Raw genomic sequence first — 14,985 nt, forward strand, 5'->3', positions numbered from 1 at the left:
GATAAGATCGGCCCCGGAAGACTTGACGACCGCTGGAGCCGGCGCGGTTTAGCGACGCAGTGTGAAGGTCTCGATCACCAGCAGCACCACCGACACCACGTTGGCGATCATGGCCCCGCCGCTCAAGGAGACGATGCTGGCCATCACGGCGGGCGTCATGCCGGCCTCGGTTGCATGAACGGCGATCGTCCAGATCAGCGCCGCACCGATCAATTGCAGCATGGCGACCAGGCTGGTCGCCAACAGCAATGCGCCCATGTGCGTGCGATCTCCGAACTTCAGCACGGTCGCGACCAGATTGACCAGGACGACCGCAAACAGCTCCCAGACGTGATGATGCTCGGGATTGTCGATCTCGCCGACGAAAAATCCGAAGTTCAGGGTCAGTGCCAAGACGATGAAGAAGCCGAAGACGACCTTTTCGGGGTTCATGGATACCTGCTCCTTGCGCGGGATCGCGCGCTCGCTGTTCTCGAATCAAGCCCTCGTGTCTGCCGGATCCGGTCAGGCTGCCGAGGAGGCGCTCTGCGCGGCCCGCTGCTCGGTCAGGGTGCGATGCATCATGATGTTGAGCATCCGCACCGTCGCTCCGATCGCCGCGAAGACCTGATTGGCATGCACGCCGCGGGTGCGCAGCTCGCCTTGGTCGGTGTCCCAGGTGATGCTGCACTCGGTGAGCGCGTCGGTACGCCCGCCCTTGGGGATGCGGACCTCGTAGTCGAGCAGGGTCGGAAGGCCGAGACCACGCTTCTTCACGATCTTCGCCAGCGCATTGTTGAAGGCGTCGAAACCGCCGTTGCCGCTGCCGGCGGCGGTGTGAACCTCCTCGCCGATGCGCATCTTGATGCTCGCCGTCGACTCCAGATCCAGGGTCGAGGAGACCGAGCAGGCGAGCAGCTCGGCATGGTTGTAGTCCTTGCTCTCCAGGACCTCGGCGATGATGAAGGGCAGGTCTTCAATCGTGATGGTCTTTTTGGAATCGCCGAGCTCGACGATCCGCTTCAGAACCTTGGCCTGGTTCTCCTCCGAGAGCGTGATGTCCAGACGCTCCAGATTCTTCGCGAGCGACGCCTTGCCGGCGAGCTTGCCCAGCGCGTACTTGCGCCGTCGCGCGAAACGCTCGGGCGAGAGGCGGGTGTGGTAGAGGCTGCCTTTGCGATCCCCGTCGGCGTGGATGCCGGCGGTCTGCGTGAAGACATCGGCGCCGATGATGGGTGCATTGTCGGCGATTCGCTTGCCCGAGAAGTATTCGACCAGCTCGCTGATGCGCGCCAGATGGGTCTCGTCGATGCCGATCTGCAACCCGAGCTGATCGCGCAGATTGACCGCAACCTCCGCCAACGAGGCATTGCCGGCGCGCTCGCCGAGACAGTTGACGGTACAGTGTACGGCCGCCGCGCCCGCCCGAGCCGCTGCAAGCACGTTGGCGGTCGCGAGCCCGTAGTCGTTGTGCGGATGGAAATCGAGCTTGATGCCGGGAAAGTGCCCGAGCATGTCCGTGAAGGCGTCGAAGACCCGCTCGGGCGTCATGACGCCGAGCGTATCCGGGAGCATGACGTGCCCGATCCCGCAATCGGCGAGACGCTCGACCAGTCCGAAGACATAGGCCGGGTTGTCGCGATAGCCGTTCGACCAGTCTTCCAAATACAGATTGACGGCCAAACCGCGGTCGCGGGCGATCGCGATCGTGACTTTGACGTCGTCGGCGTGCTGATCGAGCGTCTTGCCGAGCTGGCCGCGACAGTGCTTCTCGCTGCCCTTGGCGAGCAGGTTGATGACGTGTCCGCCGGCAGCGCGGATCCAGTCGACGCTGCGACCGCCGTCGACGAAGCCCAACACCTCCACGCGGGACGCCAGATCGCGCTCCTCGGCCCAGGCGATGATCTGCCCGACGGCATCGGCCTCGCCCGAGGATACGCGCGCCGAGGCGACCTCGATGCGATCCACCCGAACCTGCTCAAGCAACACCTTGGCGATATTGACCTTTTCATCGGGTGAAAAGGACACTCCTTGGGTCTGCTCGCCATCGCGCAGGGTGGTGTCCATGATGTGGACGTAACGGCCGGACTGGGTCATCTGGGGTATCTCGTCATGCGGGGTGGCGCCATCGGTCTCATCCGCTGTCCTTCAGGGTGGCGCGGATGTGTGCCTTGAGCGGCTCGGCGCCGGCATCGAGCTCGAGACAGCGGGTCGGCAGATCCATCAACCCCTGCAGTGCGGGCGGCAAGGGAGCATCGCGGCCGATGGCCAGTTGGATCGCCTCGTTGAACTTCGCCGGATGGGCCGTCGCAAGACAGACCGGATGCTCCGCAACGCCGCCCGCCTTGACCCCGACCGCGGTGTGCGGGCAGAGGATATAGTCGGCCGCCGCATAGGTCTGCCGAATCTGCTCGAGCGTCTCGGCATCGCTCACCGCGACGGCATCGAAATCGGCCCGAGCGCGGGCATGATGTGCTGCGTCGACCTCGAGCCGACCGGTCGCCTGCAGCGCCTCGAGCAGCGCACGGACCTTCCCGGCATCCCCGTCGTGAAGGAAATACAGGTAGCGCTCGAAATTCGAGGCGATCTGAATGTCCATGGCGGGGCTGAGGGTCTGATAGACGTCGCCGACGGCGTAGATGCCCGTATCGACAAACCGCGTGAGGATGTCGTTGCGATTGGTCGCGATGATCAGCCGATCGATCGGCACGCCCATCCGCTTGGCGAGATAGCCCGCAAAGACATCGCCGAAGTTGCCGGTCGGCACTGCAAAGCTTACGCGTCGCTCGGGATCCCCGCCGCTGCAGCGCGCCCAAGCAAAGACGTAATAGACCATCTGGGCCAGGATCCGCGCCCAGTTGATCGAGTTGACCGCGCCCAGGCTGAACTCGGACTTGAACGGCAGGTCGTTGAAGAGCGCTTTGACGATCCTCTGGGCGTCGTCGAAGCTGCCGCGTACCGCGATGTTGTGGACATTGGGATCCAGCACGCTCGTCATCTGACGTTCCTGGATCGGCGAGACCCGACCCTTGGGATGGAGCATGAAGATGCTGATCCGCGCCTTCCCCCGGACCCCGTAGATGGCCGCGGAGCCGGTATCGCCCGAGGTTGCACCGAAAATGTTGAGCTCCCCGCCGTCACGGGCCAGGAGATACTCGAAGAGATTCCCGAGGAATTGAAGTGCAACGTCCTTGAAGGCCGCGGTCGGACCGTGGAAAAGCTCGAGGATCCGCCGATCGCCGACCTCGACGATCGGCGTCACCTCGGGGTGCGTGAAGGTGGCGTAGGAGCGCTCGATCAGCGCGCGCAGGTCGTCGCGCGGGATCTCGTCCCCGACGAATGGCGTCATGACCTCGAGGGCCAGATCCTGAAAGCCTAGACCGGACCAGGCCCGCAGGGTCGACACATCGACGCGCGGCACATCGGTCGGAACCAAAAGTCCACCGTCGGTCGCCAGGCCCATCAAGACGGCCTCGGCAAAGCCGACCGGGGCAATCCCGCCGCGCGTGCTTGAGTACTGCATATCGATCGAACCCACCGCTGAAAGTTGTGACCTTGTCGCGTTGCAGGGTAAGAAACACCGCGGCCGTTGGCAACCGACGATTCGGCCCGACAATTTGGCCCGGCCTCGGGAACCGCGGAAAGGATGTTGCCGAAGATCGTGCTTTACCGATACATTCGCGGCGCCGGATGGCTGCGGCGTCGTTGACAGCATGGCGTACCGGACCAGACAATGCCGGCGCCTCGCCCGAAGATTCGGAGGAGGCAAACATGGAGACTTGCCGGACCAAGCCCCGGGCGCGGCCGGCTTCGCAACTCGATTTGAGAGCACGGGTTCGGGTTGCGCGACAGACGCATCGCTCTGCATGATGCGCTCGGCGAGTAGTCGACAACAACAAGATCGACAGAAGGGGCACAGGTTACGGCCGACGGACCGGTTACTAAAAGGGTTTCGTCATCGCCCCGTCACCCCGACCCAAAACACTCATCCGACACTACGGAGTGACACAACCTATGACACCTGGCAAACGAGCGGAATACTGGAGCGCGAATCTGCGTCTCCTGGCGATTCTGCTGACGATCTGGTTCATCGTCTCCTTTGGCTTCGGCATCCTGTTGGTCGAGCCATTGAATACCATCATGCTCGGCGGCTACCCGCTCGGTTTCTGGTTCGCCCAACAGGGATCCATCTACATCTTCGTCGCGCTGATCTTCATCTATGCCGTCTCGATGAATAAGCTCGACAACAAGTTCGACGTCGGCGAGGATTCGGGAAGCGGCACACCCTACCAATCCGGCAGCGACGGCATCCAGCCCGAGCAAGTCCACGCGCAACCGAGCAAGGCCGCGCAGTACTGGAGCGAGAATCTGCGTCTCCTCGCGATCCTGTTGACGATCTGGTTCGTGGTGTCCTTCGGCTTCGGCATCCTACTCGTCGAGCCCTTGAATGCCATCATGCTCGGCGGCTATCCGCTCGGTTTCTGGTTTGCACAACAGGGATCCATCTACATCTTTGTCGTCTTGATCTTCGTCTATGCGACAGCGATGAACCGTCTGGACAAAAAATATGACTTCGGCGAGGAATAGAGGCGCAACACTATGACATCACTTGAACTTTGGACTTACAGCATTGTCGGCGTGACCTTCTCGCTCTATATCGGGATCGCCGTTTGGGCCCGCGCGAAGACCACCGGTGACTTCTACGTCGCGGGCGGCGGCGTTCACCCGGTCGCCAACGGCATGGCGACGGCCGCGGACTGGATGTCGGCCGCATCATTTATCTCCATGGCCGGCATGATCGCCTTCGGCGGCTACGGCGGATCGGTCTTTCTAATGGGTTGGACAGGCGGCTACGTGCTGCTCGCACTGCTCCTGGCCCCATACCTGCGCAAGTTCGGTAAGTTCACGGTGCCCGAATTCATCGGTGATCGCTATTACTCGCAGACCGCGCGCGTCGTGGCCGTCGTCTGCCTGATCCTGGCATCGGTCACCTACGTCATCGGGCAGATGACGGGTATCGGTGTGGCTTTCTCCCGGTTCTTGGGCATCTCCTACGAGATGGGCATCTTGGCCGGCATGGGCATCGTCGCCATCTACGCCATCACCGGCGGCATGAAGGGCATCACCTACACGCAGATCGCGCAATACGTTGTTCTGATCTTCGCCTATACGGTGCCGGCAATCTTCATCTCGCTGAACCTGACCGGCAACCCGCTTCCCCAGCTTGGTCTGGGCGGCGAATATGCACGCGACGGCGTGGCCAGTGGTATGTCCCTGCTCGCGAAGCTCGATCAAGTCGTGACCGACCTCGGGTTCAAGGAATACACCACGCAGGTCATGGGCAGCTCGCTCAACATGTTCGTCTACACCCTGTCGCTGATGATCGGTACGGCCGGTCTCCCGCATGTCATCATCCGCTTCTTCACCGTTCCTAAGGTCAAGGACGCACGCTTTTCGGCCGGCTGGGCACTGGTCTTCATCGCGATCCTCTACACCACGGCACCCGCCGTCGGCGCCATGGCCCGCCTGAACCTGATGGATACCATCCAGGTCGGTCCGGTCGGCACCGAAACCGGAAACCTTGTCTACGACGAGCGTCCCGACTGGTTCAAGCGTTGGGAGGCCACCGGTCTGCTCAAGTGGGAGGACAAGAACGACGACGGCCGCATCCAGTACTACAACGATCAGAACGCGGAGTTCGCCGCGAAGGCCGAGGAGTTCGGCTGGAAGGGCAACGAGATGGTCACGGTCAACAACGACATCATGGTGTTGGCCAACCCCGAGATCGCCAATCTGCCGGCCTGGGTCATCGCCTTGGTCGTCGCCGGCGGTCTCGCGGCGGCACTCTCGACGGCGGCGGGATTGCTGCTGGCGATCTCCTCCTCGATCTCGCACGACCTGCTGAAGGGCGTCTTCATGCCCACCATCTCGGAGAAGAAGGAGCTCATGGCGGGGCGTCTGTCGATGATCGGCGCCATCATCCTGGCCGGATATCTGGGCATGAATCCACCGGGATTCGCGGCCGGAACCGTCGCCATTGCCTTCGGTCTCGCGGCCTCGTCGATCTTCCCTGCGTTGATGATGGGCATCTTTGCGAAGCGGATGAACTCGCTGGGTGCCGTCGCGGGCATGATCGGCGGCGTCACCATCACCCTGCTGTATGTGTTCCAGCATAAGGGCATCTTGTTCGTGAAGGGAACCGAGTTCCTGATGCCCGATCTGGGCATGGGTGCGAACTGGTTCTTCGGAATTACGCCCGAGGCGTTCGGTGCGATCGGCGCGGCGTTCAACTTCCTCATCGCCGCCGTGGTCTTCAAGTTCGCGGCACCGCCTCCGGAGCACATCCAGCACCTTGTCGAGGATGTGCGTATTCCGCGTGGCTCGGGAGTGGCAACCGGCCACTAATCGAGGACCGAGGTGCAGGTACTCGAAGCGCGATCACCGCCTGCACCTGATCGAATGCCCCGAGGCAAGGAGCTCTCGGGGCATCCTCGAGAGGTTTTCAGCCCCGCTTCGGCGGGGTTTTTCATTCGGACTGCGCCTGCCGAGCACGGCCAAGCCGCTGAGTCAGAACCAGGGTACCTCGCCATGAACATCGAGCTGATCGAAATCCGAGACTTCCTGGCCAGTCACCCGCCGTTCGCTCAACTGCCGCAGGACACGCTCGAACGCCTTCCACAGCGCCTTTCGGTGCGCTATTTTCGCCGCGGGACGCCCTTCCCGCCGGAAAACGCCGATCCGCCCTGCGTCTATCTCCTGCGCCGCGGCGCAGTGGAGCTGCGTGACGCCAACGGCGAGCTGGTCGGCAAGCTGGCCGAAGGCGATATGTGCGACATGATCTGTCGGTCCACACCCGAAAGTGGTCGATTTTTCGGCAACACCTCGGAAGACACCCTCGTCTACGCCCTGCCCTGCGCCGAGTTTGCGGATCTGCGCGAGCGGCACGCCGCATTCGGGGAGCATTTCGACCAATCCATTTCCAGTCGACTGCGCAAGGCGCTGGACATCATGGTGGATGCGCCGGCCGCCGGCACCGGCCTGATGACGGTGCAGATCGGCACTATGATCAACCGCACGCCGATCGTCGCGAACCCGGAGACAAGCATCCGCGAGGCCGCGCAGGTGATGTCCGAGCACCGTGTCTCGTCGCTTCTCATCATGGAAGGCGATCGGCTCGCCGGCATGATCACCGACCGCGATCTGCGCAGCCGCTGCGTAGCCGTCGGTCTGTCGACCGACCGACCGGTCCGCGAGATCATGACCGAGAAGCTGCAGACCGCGCAGGTCGACACCCTGGGTTTCCAGGCCCTGATCACCATGACACGCCTGAATGTGCATCATCTGCCGGTGCTGGACGGTCAGCGTGTCGCCGGCCTGATCTCGACAACCGACCTCACGCGCTTTCAAAGCGCCAACGCCGTGTACCTGGTGGGCGACATCCATCGCGCGGCATCGATCGAGACGCTGGTGCAGATCAGCTCCAAGATCCCCGAGCTTCAGGTCCACCTCATCAACGGGGGAGCGACCGCAAACCACGTCGGCCAGGCGATCAGCGCCATCACCGACGCCATTACGCAGCGCTTGATCGTGCTGGCGGAGGCGGACCTCGGCAGCCCGCCCGTCCCCTATGCGTGGATCGTCGGGGGCTCGCAGGCGCGCCGCGAGCAGTCTTCGCACTCCGACCAAGACAACGCCCTCCTGATCGCGGACCACGCCAAACCGGACGACGACGCCTACTTCGCCGCACTCGCCAAGATCGTGAACGACGGCCTCGACGCCTGCGGTTTCGTCTACTGCCCCGGCGATGTCATGGCCTCGAATCCGAAATGGCGCCAACCCCTTAGAATCTGGCACAAGTATTTCACCACTTGGATCCTCAAGCCCGAGCCCATGTCCCTGATGCTCGCAAACGTCTTTTTCGACCTGCGGGCCGTGCACGACCCGGAAAATCTCTTCCCCGAGTTGCAGGAGCGTGTCCTCGAGCGCTCCAAGGCGAACCGGATCTTCGTCGCCTACATGGTCGCAAACGCGCTCAAATACCGCCCACCCCTAGGATTTTTCCGCAACATCGTGCTGATCCAGGGCGGCGATCACGACCATACCTTCGATATCAAACACAAGGGCATCGTACCCATCGTCGACCTGGCGCGGATCTACGCACTCTCGGGCGGACTGCCCGAGACCAACACCATCGAACGCCTGAGCGCCGCCGCGGTGCATGGGACCTTAAGCAAAGACGGAGCGGCCAACCTGACCGACGCCATCGAGCTGGTCGGAACCCTGCGGATGCGCCATCAGGCCAATCAGCTCGCTCACGGGAAGAAGGCGGACAACTTTTTGTCGCCGGACGAGCTGTCTCCGCTGGAGCGCGGACATCTCAAGGACGCCTTTCTCCTGATCAACACCATGCAGGAGTCCCTCGGACAACGCTATCAAGCCGGCCGCTTCGCCTAGGCCCTGACCATGTCACGACTGCTCGATTGGCGCCGCCGCTGGCAACTGCGCCGAACCCCGCCGGGGCCCTTGCGCTCCTACCTGGAGCATCCGTTTCCGATGGCGAAAACGGACTATCGAGAGGTGGAGTATCTTGCCATCGATCTTGAAACGACCGGGCTGGACATCGCCAACGACCTGATCCTGAGCGTCGGCTATGTCGGGGTCCGAGGCGCATCCATCGACCTGTCGAGCGCACGCCATCGGGTTGTGCGGATCGATCGGTCCATCCCCGAGGCGACGGCGATCATCCATCAGATCACGGACGACGAGTCCGCCGAAGGCAGCGAGCTTGCCGACGTCCTCGAGGAGCTCCTCGAAACCCTGGCAGGCAAGGTGATGATTGCCCATCATGCACGCATCGAGCGCGGCTTCCTGAGCAACGCCTGCAAGCGACTCTGGCAGCGAGGACTCCTGATGCCGGTCGTGGATACCCAAGCCTTGGCCTATCGAACGTTCGAGCGCCGACAGACCCCGTTCAAGGCGTCCGATCTGCGCCTGCATGCGCTCGGGGATCGTTACAACCTGCCCCGTTACAGCGCGCACAATGCGCTGAGCGACGCACTGGCCTCGGCCGAGCTCTTCCTCGCCCAGGCCGCCTATCGAGACAACGGCCAGGGACTGCCTCTGCGGGATTTCCTGTGCTGAGACCCGAGCCCCGAGAAGACCTCTGCATCTGCCGGCTGGCTGCGCCCTAGCGGAGCGTTTACTATTAGCCGTTCGCGTCCGCCGGTACCTAAAGAACGAGTGCCGCGGGCCGGCACAGATCACTCCACCACCTCGAGGAGACAACAACCATGTCGGAAGAGAAGGTCTACCAGGTCCCTGCAGCCATCGCCGCGAAGGCCCACGTCAACGCGGAGCAGTATGCCGCCATGTACAAGCGGTCCATCGACGACCCGGAGGGCTTCTGGGCCGAGCAGGCCGAGACGTTCCTGACCTGGTCCAAGCCATGGGACTCGGTCATGGACTACAGCTTCCAGGCCGACGACCTGCACATCAAGTGGTTCGAAGGCGGCAAGCTCAACGTCTCCTATAACTGCCTGGATCGTCATCTGGCCACCCGCGGCGATCAGGTCGCCATCATCTGGGAAGGCGACAATCCCGAGGAAGACCGCAAGATCACCTATCGCGAGCTGCACGCCGAGGTCTGCAAACTGGCGAACGTGTTCAAATCGCGCGGCGTCAAGAAGGGCGATCGGGTCTGCATCTATCTGCCGATGATCGCCGAGGCGGCCGTCGCCATGCTCGCCTGTACCCGCATCGGCGCGGTGCATTCCATCGTCTTCGGCGGCTTCTCGCCCGACTCGCTGCGCGACCGCGTGCTCGACTCCGAGTGCAAGCTGGTCATCACCTCCGACGAGAGCGTGCGCGGCGGACGCCACATCCCGCTGAAGAAGAACGCCGATACGGCGATGCTGGAATGCCCGAATGTCGAGACCGTGGTCGTGGTGCGGCGCACCGGCGGCAAGGTCGAGTGGACCGAGGGTCGCGATATCTGGTACGACGAGGCAATCGCCGCCGCGTCCGCCGAGTGCGAGCCCGAGGAGATGGACGCCGAGGATCCGCTCTTCATCCTCTACACATCCGGCTCCACCGGCAAGCCCAAGGGCGTGCAGCACACCACCGGCGGCTATCTGGTCTACGCGGCCATGACCCACAAGTACACCTTCGACTATCAGGAAGGCGAGGTCTATTGGTGTACCGCCGACGTCGGCTGGGTCACCGGTCACACCTATATCGTCTATGGTCCGCTGGCCAACGGCGCCACCTCGCTGATGTTCGAGGGCATCCCGAACTACCCGGACATGTCGCGTTTCTGGGAGGTCATCGACAAGCACAACGTTGCCATCTTCTACACCGCACCCACCGCCATCCGCTCGCTGATGCGCGCCGGCGAGGAGCCGGTCAAGAAGACCTCGCGCAAGTCGCTGCGCATCCTCGGCTCGGTCGGCGAGCCCATCAATCCGGAAGCCTGGGAGTGGTACTATCGGGTGGTGGGTGACAATCGCTGCCCGATCGTCGACACCTGGTGGCAGACCGAGACCGGCGGTCATCTCATCACCCCGCTGCCGGGCGCAACGGCGCTCAAGCCAGGCTCGGCCACGCGCCCCTTCTTCGGCGTGGTCCCGGCGCTGGTCGACCCGGCTGAAGGCGTCCTGATCGAAGGCCCCGGCGAGGGCGCGCTTGTGTTGTCGCGTCCCTGGCCGGCGATGATGCGCACCCTGTATGGCGATCACGCGCGCTTTGCCGACACCTATTTCCGGCAGTATCCGGGGTATTACTTCACGGGTGACGGTGCGCGGCGCGACGCCGACGGCTATTACTGGATCACCGGTCGCATCGACGACGTTCTGAACGTCTCGGGGCATCGCCTGGGTACCGCGGAGATCGAGTCGGCGCTGGTGCTGCATCCGCATGTCGCCGAGGCGGCCGTGGTCGGCTACCCGCACGACCTCAAGGGTCAGGGCATCTACGCCTATGTCACCCCGATGTCCGGCATCGAGCCAACCGACGAGCTAAAAAAGGAGCTGGTGGCCATGGTGCGCGGCGAGATCGGTCCGATCGCCATCGTCGACATCATCCAGTGGGCGCCCAGCCTGCCCAAGACCCGCTCGGGCAAGATCATGCGCCGGATTCTGCGCAAGATCGCCGCCAACGAGATCGACTCGCTCGGCGACACCTCGACCTTGGCCGATCCGACGGTGGTGAACGATCTGATCGAGAATCGCCTCAACAAGTAAAGCGCGCGGTCGTCGCCTGCCGCGTGCGGCAGGGGCGATCGTCCAAGCGAAACGGTTCGCCGAACCGGACTCCGCGGCCATCGTTCTCGTCACCTGCGGGAGCGATGGCTGCGGGGCTGTGCATAGAATGTGAAATCACGGTCACTATGAGCTCGAGCTTCAGAGTCGGCGTCTTCGTCGATGCCGAGAATGTCCGCTACAACGGCGGTTTTCAGATGCGCTACGACGTGCTGCGACGCTTCGCCGCACGAGAAGGAGGCATCCTGCAACGATTGAACACCTACATGGCCTTCGACGCCGAGCGGGCTCGCGAGGACATGGAATACAAGAAGAAGGCGCAGACCTACCAACAGATGGTGCGGGACTTCGGCTGGAAGATCACCGTGAAGCTGGTCCGGCGCTATACTGACGAGAGCGGCAACGTCACCACCAAGGCCAACGCCGACCTCGACATGGCGGTCGATGCCATGTTGCAGGCCAACAAGCTCGATCAAGTCCTCTTGGTGACGGGCGACGGCGATTTTCTTCAGGTCGTCGAAGCGTTGCAGAACACCGGTTGCCGGGTCGAGTTGATGGGATTCAAGAACGTCTCCCGCCAACTTCAGCAACAGGTCGATGCCTACTATTCCGGATTCCTGATCCCCGATCTGTTGCCGATCTCCTACGAGCCGCGCAACGAATGGGGCAAGCCCGGATCCTGCGTACGCGGGGTCTGCACCAAATGGTTCGCGGACAAAGGCTACGGGTTTTTGAGGATCATGGACCGCATCTCACCATCGCTGTGGGTGACCGATCCACGGGAAGCCGATTCGCCTTACATCAGCGTCTTTTGCCACGTCAACGAGTTGGCCGACGATGTCACCGAGGACATGCTGATGAGCCGCGAGACGGTGCTGGAGTTTTATCTCAACGAGAGCGACCAGAAGGACAACGGACTGGTCGCGAGCAACGTCCGACTCGCCTTTTCAGTCAACCGCTGAGGTCCGACGACACGAGCCATGGCGACGGACCAAACAGCCAAGAACAAGCTCTCGGGACTCGCACTGCGCCTGGTGCGCGACAACCTCATCTCCGAGCGTGAAGCGATCGCTGCCTACGACGACGCGACCCGCCGCCGCCAATCCTTCGTGTCCTATCTCGTCGAGCAGAAGCTGCTCGACGGTCGGAAAATCGCCGTCGCGGCCTCGCACGAGTTCGGCGTGCCGCTCCTCGACCTCCATGCGCTGGATTTGCTGAACCTTCCGGTGAATCTGGTCGACGAGCGCCTGGTGCGCAAACACCGGGCGCTGCCGATCTTCCGCCGCGGCAACCGCCTCTTCCTGGCCTTGTCGGATCCGACCAACGACCAAGCGCTCGAAGAGATCCGGTTCAACACCGGGCTGGCGACCGACGCGGTACTGGTTGAGGAGGACAAGCTCAAGGCCGCGATCGAGACCGCGATCGAGGCCCAGGACACGACCATGACGGAGCTCATGGACGCGGACCTGGAGAAGCTCGAGATCACCCCGGACGACGAGGATCTGCGCGAAGACGCCGACATCAACATCGACGACGCGCCGATCGTGCGGTACGTGAACAAGGTCTTGGTCGATGCCATCTCGGCGGGCGCCTCGGACATCCACTTCGAGCCCTACGAGAAGTTCTTTCGCGTGCGCTTCAGACAAGACGGCATGCTGCGCGAGGTGGCGAGCCCACCCATGAATATCGCCGGGCGATTGGTCGCACGCCTCAAGGTCATGTCGCGGATGAATATCGCCGAGCGTCGTGTCCCTCAGGACGGACGCATCAAGCTCAAGGTCAGTCGGACGCGCGACATCGATTTCCGCGTCAATACCTTGCCGACCCTTTACGGCGAGAAGGTGGTCCTGCGGATCCTCGATTCCGCGTCGGCTCAGGTCGGCATCGAGGCCCTGGGCTTCGAGCTCGAGCAGCGCGAGGCATTCCTGGAGGCCATCCATAAACCCTACGGCATGATCCTGGTGACCGGACCGACCGGATCCGGGAAGACGGTGTCGCTCTACACCGCGCTGAATCTCCTGAATCAGCCGGACATCAATATCTCGACGGTCGAAGATCCGGTCGAGATCCAGGTTCCGGGAATCAATCAGGTCAGCATGAATCCCAAGACGGGGCTGACCTTCGCCGCCGCGCTGCGGGCGTTCCTGCGTCAGGACCCGGACATCGTCATGGTCGGCGAGATTCGCGACCTGGAGACCGCGGAGATCGCGGTCAAGGCCGCGCAGACCGGGCATCTGGTGCTCTCCACGCTCCATACCAACGACGCCCCGCAGTCGCTGACCCGTCTCGCCAACATGGGCGTGGCACCCTTCAACATTGCCTCCTCCGTCCTGCTCATCATGGCGCAGCGTCTCGCGCGGCGCCTCTGCCCGACCTGCAAGGCGCCCGAGGACCTGCCGCGCGAGGTCCTGCGCCAAGAGGGCTTCAACGAAGCGGATATCGAGGAGGGGATCGTCGTCTTCGGACCGGTGGGATGCGAGCGCTGCACCAAGGGCTACCGCGGGCGTGTCGGTATCTTCCAAGTGATGCCCATATCGGAGACGATCCGGCGGCTGATTCTCGAGGGAGGCAACGCGATGCAGCTCGCCGAGCAGGCCCGGCGCGAAGGCGTCGCGGACCTGCGCGAATCCGGTCTGCGCAAGGTCAAAGAAGGGATGACGAGCCTCGAAGAGCTCAACCGAGTCACCAAGGAGTGACGAGAACGCTCATGGCAACCGCACTCAAGACGAAGCCGAAACCCAAACCCAAACCGCAGGCCGAGAAGGCTTACGTCTTCACCTGGGAAGGACGCGACCGGCGCGGGGCCAAGGTGACGGGGGAGACCCGTTCGCCCAGCATGACACTGGTGCGGGCGGACCTACGACGGCAAGGTGTGAGCCCGACCAAGGTCAAAAAAAAGCCCCAACCGCTCTTCAGCGGCAAGAAAAAGATCACCAGCACCGATCTCGCCATCTTCAGCCGGCAGCTCGCGACCATGATGTCCGCCGGCGTGCCCTTGGTGCAGGCGTTCGACATCGTCGGACGCGGTCACGAAAACCCGGCGATGCAGGACTTGATCCTGGGAATCAAGCAGGACATCGAGAGCGGCACCGCCATGGCGCTGGCGATGGGCAAGTATCCGCTCCACTTCGACGACCTGGTCTGCAACCTGGTGGCCGCCGGCGAGCAGGCGGGCGTACTGGACGTCCTGCTCGACAAGATTGCGACCTACAAGGAAAAGACCGAGTCGATCAAGGGCAAGATCAAAAAGGCCATGTTCTATCCGGTGGCGGTCATCGCGGTGGCCATCATCGTGAGCGCGGTTCTGCTCATCTTCGTCATCCCGCAGTTCAAGGACCTGTTCGCGAGCTTCGGTGCGGATCTGCCCGCCTTCACGCTCATGGTGATCGGTCTTTCCGACGCGCTGCAGAAATGGTGGTGGGCGATCCTCCTCGGGCTCGGCGCGGTCGGCTATGTCATCGGCAACACCTACAAACGCTCGCGCGCGTTGCGCGAAGCCATCGATCGCACGGCCCTGAAGATCCCGATCATCGGGCCGATCCTCAACAAGGCCGCGCTCGCGCGTTTCGCCCGCACCCTGTCCACCATGTTCGCGGCCGGCGTCCCGCTGGTCGAGGCGCTGGATTCGGTCTCGGGCGCCACCGGCAACATCGTCTACCAGAACGCGGTCTTGAAGATGCGCGAAGAGGTCGCGACCGGGCAATCGCTGCAACTGTCGATGCGCCAGCAAGACCTGTTCCCGCATATGGTC

At 62.9% G+C, this 14,985-nt stretch carries 11 protein-coding genes and 1 pseudogene (1 of these 12 running past the window's edge); 9 read left to right on the forward strand and 3 right to left on the reverse strand.

Translation table 11 applies throughout. The features are described from left to right. Window positions 1-48: 48 nt before the first annotated feature. From KFB96_RS11965 to thrC, 3 genes are all read right to left on the reverse strand, one after another. Window positions 49-432, reverse strand: coding sequence for a DUF6394 family protein (locus tag KFB96_RS11965; RefSeq protein ID WP_213461601.1), 384 nt, complete (start codon window positions 430-432; stop codon window positions 49-51). Window positions 433-504: 72 nt separating this feature from the next. Further along, entirely contained in the window at window positions 505-2,076 is a 1,572-nt protein-coding gene (locus KFB96_RS11970; protein WP_213461603.1) for an alpha-isopropylmalate synthase regulatory domain-containing protein, read from the reverse strand. A 37-nt stretch (window positions 2,077-2,113) separates the two neighbouring features. After that, window positions 2,114-3,502 (reverse strand): threonine synthase, encoded by a 1,389-nt coding sequence (gene thrC, locus KFB96_RS11975; protein WP_213461605.1) that lies wholly within the window; start codon window positions 3,500-3,502, stop codon window positions 2,114-2,116. A gap of 491 nt (window positions 3,503-3,993) precedes the next feature. On the opposite strand from thrC, the pseudogene KFB96_RS26750 reads away from it, so the two are divergent. The 9 genes and pseudogenes from KFB96_RS26750 to KFB96_RS12015 form a co-directional block, all read left to right on the forward strand. Beyond that, window positions 3,994-4,248 (forward strand): annotated as a pseudogene (locus KFB96_RS26750) (DUF4212 domain-containing protein); the annotation flags it as partial. Between the two features lie 39 nt (window positions 4,249-4,287). Next, a complete protein-coding gene (locus KFB96_RS11980; protein ID WP_300971805.1) occupies window positions 4,288-4,566 on the forward strand; it encodes a DUF4212 domain-containing protein in 279 nt (92 codons plus the stop codon). 12 nt (window positions 4,567-4,578) lie between these two features. Beyond that, complete coding sequence (locus KFB96_RS11985) at window positions 4,579-6,384, forward strand: sodium:solute symporter family protein (protein WP_213461607.1); 1,806 nt, start codon at window positions 4,579-4,581, stop codon at window positions 6,382-6,384. 183 nt (window positions 6,385-6,567) lie between these two features. Then, a complete protein-coding gene (locus KFB96_RS11990; RefSeq protein WP_213461609.1) occupies window positions 6,568-8,433 on the forward strand; it encodes a putative nucleotidyltransferase substrate binding domain-containing protein in 1,866 nt (621 codons plus the stop codon). A gap of 9 nt (window positions 8,434-8,442) precedes the next feature. Beyond that, window positions 8,443-9,120 carry an exonuclease domain-containing protein gene (locus tag KFB96_RS11995; RefSeq protein ID WP_213461611.1) on the forward strand — a complete coding sequence of 226 codons (678 nt, stop codon included), beginning with the start codon at window positions 8,443-8,445 and terminating at the stop codon, window positions 9,118-9,120. A 149-nt stretch (window positions 9,121-9,269) separates the two neighbouring features. Next, window positions 9,270-11,216: an acetate--CoA ligase gene (gene acs / locus KFB96_RS12000; RefSeq protein WP_213461613.1), complete on the forward strand. Its 1,947-nt coding sequence runs from the start codon at window positions 9,270-9,272 to the stop codon at window positions 11,214-11,216. A gap of 146 nt (window positions 11,217-11,362) precedes the next feature. Continuing rightward, window positions 11,363-12,196: an NYN domain-containing protein gene (locus KFB96_RS12005; protein WP_213461615.1), complete on the forward strand. Its 834-nt coding sequence runs from the start codon at window positions 11,363-11,365 to the stop codon at window positions 12,194-12,196. Between the two features lie 18 nt (window positions 12,197-12,214). Next, window positions 12,215-13,930 carry a type IV-A pilus assembly ATPase PilB gene (gene pilB, locus KFB96_RS12010; RefSeq protein WP_213461618.1) on the forward strand — a complete coding sequence of 572 codons (1,716 nt, stop codon included), beginning with the start codon at window positions 12,215-12,217 and terminating at the stop codon, window positions 13,928-13,930. Between the two features lie 11 nt (window positions 13,931-13,941). Further along, window positions 13,942-14,985, forward strand: partial view of a type II secretion system F family protein gene (locus tag KFB96_RS12015; RefSeq protein ID WP_213461620.1) — the 5' portion only. It continues 210 nt past the right edge of the window; 1,044 of the gene's 1,254 nt are visible here — the first part of the coding sequence; it begins with the start codon at window positions 13,942-13,944; the stop codon falls past the right edge of the window.

It is taken from the genome of Thiocapsa sp. (assembly GCF_018399035.1).
In the GTDB taxonomy this organism is placed as follows: domain Bacteria; phylum Pseudomonadota; class Gammaproteobacteria; order Chromatiales; family Chromatiaceae; genus Thiocapsa.

Bases quoted from the DNA above. Each gene is read 5' to 3' on its own strand.
- KFB96_RS11965 (WP_213461601.1), bottom strand. From the start codon at position 432: ATGAACCCCGAAAAGGTCGTCTTCGGCTTCTTCATCGTCTTGGCACTG.
- thrC (WP_213461605.1), bottom strand. From the start codon at position 3,502: ATGCAGTACTCAAGCACGCGCGGCGGGATTGCCCCGGTCGGCTTTGCC.
- pilB (WP_213461618.1), top strand. From the start codon at position 12,215: ATGGCGACGGACCAAACAGCCAAGAACAAGCTCTCGGGACTCGCACTG.
- KFB96_RS11990 (WP_213461609.1), top strand. From the start codon at position 6,568: ATGAACATCGAGCTGATCGAAATCCGAGACTTCCTGGCCAGTCACCCG.
- KFB96_RS11995 (WP_213461611.1), top strand. From the start codon at position 8,443: ATGTCACGACTGCTCGATTGGCGCCGCCGCTGGCAACTGCGCCGAACC.
- KFB96_RS12005 (WP_213461615.1), top strand. From the start codon at position 11,363: ATGAGCTCGAGCTTCAGAGTCGGCGTCTTCGTCGATGCCGAGAATGTC.
- KFB96_RS11970 (WP_213461603.1), bottom strand. From the start codon at position 2,076: ATGACCCAGTCCGGCCGTTACGTCCACATCATGGACACCACCCTGCGC.
- acs (WP_213461613.1), top strand. From the start codon at position 9,270: ATGTCGGAAGAGAAGGTCTACCAGGTCCCTGCAGCCATCGCCGCGAAG.
- KFB96_RS11985 (WP_213461607.1), top strand. From the start codon at position 4,579: ATGACATCACTTGAACTTTGGACTTACAGCATTGTCGGCGTGACCTTC.